At 75.0% G+C, this 5,171-nt stretch carries 5 protein-coding genes; all 5 read right to left on the bottom strand.

What is annotated here, in order from left to right; all coding sequences use genetic code 11:
• Positions 1–129: 129 nt before the first annotated feature.
• A complete protein-coding gene (locus tag AC5LSR_RS21850; protein ID WP_250281371.1) occupies positions 130–1,749 on the bottom strand; it encodes a DUF4397 domain-containing protein in 1,620 nt (539 codons plus the stop codon).
• An 8-nt stretch (positions 1,750–1,757) separates the two neighbouring features.
• Positions 1,758–2,531 (bottom strand): hypothetical protein, encoded by a 774-nt coding sequence (locus AC5LSR_RS21855; protein ID WP_250281372.1) that lies wholly within the window; start codon positions 2,529–2,531, stop codon positions 1,758–1,760.
• On the bottom strand, positions 2,528–3,964 hold the full coding sequence (locus tag AC5LSR_RS21860) for a hypothetical protein (protein ID WP_250281373.1): 1,437 nt from the start codon (positions 3,962–3,964) through the stop codon (positions 2,528–2,530). The genes AC5LSR_RS21855 and AC5LSR_RS21860 overlap by 4 nt, the downstream gene beginning before the upstream one ends.
• 1 nt (position 3,965) lies before the next feature.
• Positions 3,966–4,724, bottom strand: a complete 759-nt coding sequence (locus tag AC5LSR_RS21865; RefSeq protein WP_250281374.1) for a hypothetical protein — start codon at positions 4,722–4,724, stop codon at positions 3,966–3,968.
• A 199-nt stretch (positions 4,725–4,923) separates the two neighbouring features.
• A partial coding sequence (locus AC5LSR_RS21870) for a hypothetical protein (protein ID WP_493468924.1) occupies positions 4,924–5,171 on the bottom strand: 248 nt, incomplete at its 5' end.

Here is a 5,171-nt window from a genome sequence, read left to right on the forward strand (position 1 = left end):
GTCTGGGGCCACCCCGGTGGCCGCCATCCTGATTCTGGGCTCCGCCTCCGCGAGGTGCCCGGACGACCGTACGCGCAGGTGGATGTCCCCACAGCCGGAGAACGACGTCCGTTCCGGGATCCTCGCGGGTCAGCCCCGTAGGGACAGCGAGACGATGAGGTCATCCCGATGGGTGCCGCCCTCGACCGGGCCGGCGCAGGTCACCAGCCGCAGTTCGGGCAGGGGCGCCGGCCGGTAGAGGATCCCGGTGGGCAGCGCGCTTTTCGGGTATGCGTCGAGCCGGTCGACGGTGAACACCAGCCTGGCACCGTCGGCCCGTAGCACGGTGACCTCCGCCCCGGGCGTCATGCCGGCCAGCCCGGCGAACACCGCGGGTGCGCGATGCAGGTCGACGTGCCCGGCGAGCACGGCCGAACCCGCCTCCCCCGGTGCCGGGCCGCCGCTGTACCAGCCGACGGTGTCGCCGTCGGGGACGGTAGCGAGCTCACCGTCGGCGGCGCCCGGCAGCCGGATCCCCCGCTGCTCGTCCCCGCCGACCAGCCCGAGCGGCACGACCGGTACCGGAGCGGGCATGCCGGGCAGGATCAGGCCGACCGGGCGGGTGGCGGATTCCCGGCCCGTCCCCTCTGCCGGCGGGCTTGCCGACGGGACGGGGATCATCGTTGGGCTCGCCGCGGCCACCGGCGGGGCCGGCGCGCCACCCGTCGCCGTATGATCGTTTACCGCGTGGCGCGTGCCCACCCGCGCTGTCCCGGTACCGGTCGCCGAGCACGCCACCAGCACCAGGCAGCAGAGGATCATGATGACCGTCGGACGCCGGCTCCAGGCAACGGCCCCCACACCCACAGCGATCAAGACAACAGCGATGGCCGTGATAAAGGCGGCGATAGAGAGGAGCGGCACACCGGTGGCATGGATGTCGCCGGTACGGACCGGGCCGACGGGAGGAAGCGGCGTCCCGTGGGCGTCGACGGTCCAGCCGGCGGCGACCGGGGCATCGCCGGATCCGCCGCTGAGCAGCACACCGACCGCGTCCCCCGCAGGGGCGTCCAGCTGGCCGATGACGGCCAGGTCGCTGGTCGCGCCGAGCCGTCGCAGCCCGAACGTGCCGCTGCCCGGCACCACGGTGACGAACGAGGAGACCGTTCCCGGGCCGACCGGGTTCCCCAGCCGCCTGCCGGCCGCGTCGACCAGGCTCACCGGGCCGACACCCTCGGCCGCATGGATCAAACGGACCGCGATCCGCCCCGGGCCGGGGGCGGTGAAACCGTCGACGACCACGCGAGCTGTCAGTGTGGCCGTCCCGGTGACGATCACACTGACCGTCCCACCTGGTGGCATGTCGACCGGCACCGTGAGATCGGCGGAACCTTCCCGGGTGAGGGTCAGCCGGGCGGCGCCGGCCGGCACCCGGCGGTAGCCGGACAGCTCCCGGAAATGAACGGTCAACGATGACGAACCCGTGCCGCTGACGTTCAGCGCCGGGCCGGGAGCGGCGTCGACGACCCGCACCGCCGCGTGCGCTCCGCCGCCGGCCGTGTCCACCGCGGCCGGCGTGTCCACCGCGGCCGGCGCGGCCGGCGGAACCGGGGCAGCCGCCTGCACGGGCCGGGCGGACCAGGCCATCAGCCCGGAGCCGAGAGCGAGCAGAGCGCCCAGAGCGGCCAGGACCGCCACCGCCCGGCGACGGGCACCAGCCCGGACCGCGACCGCGACAGGGACAGGGACCGCGACAGGTGCATCGATCATCCCAGCCATCAGATGCCGCCCAACGTCTTGGCGTAACGCGAGACAGTGCCGCCGGCGCGGTTCACGTAGCTCCGCCACGCCGTCTCCACCCGGCCCAGGCGGACAGGACCCAGCTCGTCAGCCCCCACCCCGGCGCCTACGATGCGTACGTCCACCCCGGTGAGATCCGCCATCAGGCCATCCGACGCCAGCTGGTCGAGCAGCCTGTTGATGTCAGCGTCGTCGAGCTCGCGGGCGGACAGGTCGTACGGCGCCCGTGTCGAGATCCCGTCGGTGAACACGGTCAGCTCCCGCCGCCCGGCCGGCCCCGCCCGCAGCGCGGCCCCGGCCAGCACGAACGCGCCGAACAGGTCGGTGGCGGTGGCGGGCAGCGCGGCGGCGCAGTCGACCAACGCCCTGGTCGCGGCGATCGCCCTGTCGACCTGCCCGGTTTCGGCGGCGCTGTCGAACAGGGTGTTTCCCCGCGGGTCGGGGGCGGCCAGCGTCATGTCCACCGGCGTGCACCGGCCGGCCCGTGCGTTCGCGTCGGCCACGTCGGCGTATGCGCGGCCACCGGTGCAGCGGCGCAGAGCCGCCGTGGCTTCGTCGAGGTAGCGGGCACGCTGGTCGGCGGCCACACTCGCGGAGACGTCCACCACGATGCCGCACCGCGGCGGCCGGTCCGAGGCGCGGGACCCGCAGCCGGGGACCGCCACGCTCAGCGCGGCAACGACAGCGGCGGCGACGGTGGCGGCGTGGGCGCGGAGGACCGTGATGCCGTCGCTCCGGCGGGGCCTGCTCATGACGGTTTCCCCTTCCCCTGCTGCCGGTTCCCCTGCTGCCGGCTTTCCGGGCCCGGAGAGCCCACACCGTTGGTGGACGGGCCGCTGCCGCCGCCGTACGTACCGGCCGGCACGGCCGCGCCGTCCGGTGCCAGCGGCGGCGAGTACAGCGAGTACGGCGAGTGATGCGATGGCTGGCTCGGGACAGGCTCGGCGGCGCGAGGCTTCGCGGGCTTGGGTTCGTCCCGGCCGGCCGGCTGCTCCTCCAGTGGGCGGACGTCGGCGGGTATGCGGGCCGTGAGCCGCGCGATCTCTCTGTCGAGCCCGTCGGCCCACGCCGGCAGCGGCCAGTCTGCGCGCTCCAGCGCCGCCAGCGCCGCCGCGCGCTCGATCGGGCAACGGGCCACCAGATCGGCGCGGTAGCTGTCCCGCACGATCTCGACCCGGGCGCGTTCCTCCCGGGCGAGCCCGCGGTATGCCTCCACGGTGGCGATCGCCTCCTGGACCGCCGCGCGTTGCGCGGCGGTGACGTCGTGCAGGGCGCGCCGGGCCCGCCGGAGCCGGAACCGTGCCCAGCGCAGCCGCAGCCCGGTGCGCCGTACGGCGGCGGCGACCGGGTCATGCGCGTGGTACTCGACCGCGGCGGCGGCCATGGTGAACAGCGCCTGCAGGGAGAGGAACAGCCCGAACGCGACCGGGAACCCGGTTCGTAAGGGCGCCCCGGCCGGCCCGAGCAGGGCGATCTCACCGACGAAGGTCGACGCCCGGACGCTCGCGAGAAACACGTTGGTGACCACCAGCACCACCAGCGCGACGATGACCGCCGGGGACAGGAACGTTCCGCCGGCCGCCCGCACCGGTCGCCCCGCCCGGCGCTCGTCCACGCTTGCCCGCTGCTCCCGGGTGTGGCGGGCGAGATGCCCCGCGAGCACCAGGCCGGCGAAGACGATCGCGGCGGCGAGCAGGCAGGTCTGCAGATAGGGTGCGCCGAGTCCGTCCAGCGTCGGTTTGAGTGCGACCGCCTCGGCGGTTGTGATGACGCCGAGGACCCCGGCCCGGGTGAGCGGCGACCAGCTCAGATGCGCGAACCGGCGCCGCGGCCTTTCAGCGGCGAGCAGCGCGTCGACCGCGGCACGATGCTCGTCCGACGCCTCGGTGGCCCGCGCCGCGGCGTCGGCGCACACGTCGGTGCGGGCGGTGACCCGTGCCCGGGCGGCGGCGACACGGTCGGCGGCGCGAGCGTGGTCGTGAGCGTAGCCCCGGCCGACCGCCTCGAGCCGGGCCGCCACATGCCCGGCCAGGATCCGCTCGAATGGCAGGGCTGTCTTGCCGGTCTCGCTGTCGGGGAACGCGGCGGCGGCGTCCCGTTCGGCGCTGGCCCGGGCGAAGTCGAGCAGGCCCCGGTTGTTCAGCCGCGGGGGCGGGGTGAGGGGGTACCGCTGCCTGGCTGCCATCTCATGCCTTCCGGGTCTCGGGACGCGGGTCCGTGTCGCCGTTTGCGGTTGCGGTGGGTACCCGGTGCACCGCTGTCAGCCACGCGGGTGGCGGGAACGCCGGTGGGACCCACGCTTCGGCGAGCGCCGCCGCGTCCTCGCCCCGGCGGCGCAGGTTCGCCGCCCGGTACACCTCGACGCACTGGTCGCGGAAGGACGAGATCTCGTCGGCGCGCGCTTCCGCGTCATCGATGAGCCGTTCACGTCGTTCCAACAGCCCGGCCAGCCGGATCCGCAGCTCGCTGAGCCGGCCCCGGTCGGCGAGGCTCGCCGTCCGCGCCTGCGCGGCCCGCCGCCTGGTCCGGGCCGCGGCGTCGTCGCTGGTGGCCGGCTGGCCGAGCGCTTCGGCGTCGGCGACCATCCGGTCGGCCGGGTCGGTGTCCTGCTGGGCCCGCACGACCGCGATCGCGGCAACGGTCTCCGCGATCTCCGTGTCGATCTCGATCAGCAGCGTGGTCAGGGCCGAGCGCAACCGGCTGTGGGAGCGTTCGGCGCCTGCCGCCAGCTCCCGGATCGCCGGGGTCACGAACGAGGCGGGTGCGGACGTCGGTATCCCGGCGCCCGCGTCGCGCCGTCCCCGCCACCACAGCCGCAGCCGGGTCCGCCGGCCGACTCCGGCGTGACGGCCGTCGAGCCGCGTGGCACCGAACCCGGTGGCACCGAGAGGGATGATCGCTGTATGGCCGGCGCCGCGGCGCTGGGGGCTGGTCGGCTGTGACATGCTGACTCCGTCCGTAGCGGGTGTCTCACCCCCCGGCAGACGGACACAGCGGACGGACACAGCGGACGGACGCGGCGGACCAGCGCGGCGGACGAGACGCCCACCGCGGACGGGCACGGTACGACCCCGTGATCATGGGGTTACCGTTTCGGGCGGGCGCGTCCGGCGGTCACCTGGCGGTGGCCGGCCGGCGTCCGGCCTATGGCGATGGTTCGTCCAGCTCCCTGGTGTCGTTCTCGGCCCAGGAGCGGAGCTGATCGGTCAGCCGCTGGTGATCCTCGCGCAGCGAGCCGCGGGCCGGAGCGGCCGCCGGGGCGGGCCCGCCGCCGAGTTCGCGCTGGACCTTGGACAGCAGGTCGCCGCAGGTGCGAATCCCGCTCCGGCGAATCGGGTGCCGAGGGGACGCCTGGCCCTGATGCGACCGCAGCGCCGCCGCGAAGGTCTGCA

The sequence above is a fragment of the Protofrankia sp. CiP1_Cm_nod4 genome, from assembly GCF_982290645.1.

What these genes read in the sequence shown, in the direction of transcription:
- AC5LSR_RS21850 (WP_250281371.1), bottom strand. Translation starts at nt 1,749, where the DNA reads ATGATCGATGCACCTGTCGCGGTCCCTGTCCCTGTCGCGGTCGCGGTC.
- AC5LSR_RS21855 (WP_250281372.1), bottom strand. Translation starts at nt 2,531, where the DNA reads ATGAGCAGGCCCCGCCGGAGCGACGGCATCACGGTCCTCCGCGCCCAC.
- AC5LSR_RS21860 (WP_250281373.1), bottom strand. Translation starts at nt 3,964, where the DNA reads ATGGCAGCCAGGCAGCGGTACCCCCTCACCCCGCCCCCGCGGCTGAAC.
- AC5LSR_RS21865 (WP_250281374.1), bottom strand. Translation starts at nt 4,724, where the DNA reads ATGTCACAGCCGACCAGCCCCCAGCGCCGCGGCGCCGGCCATACAGCG.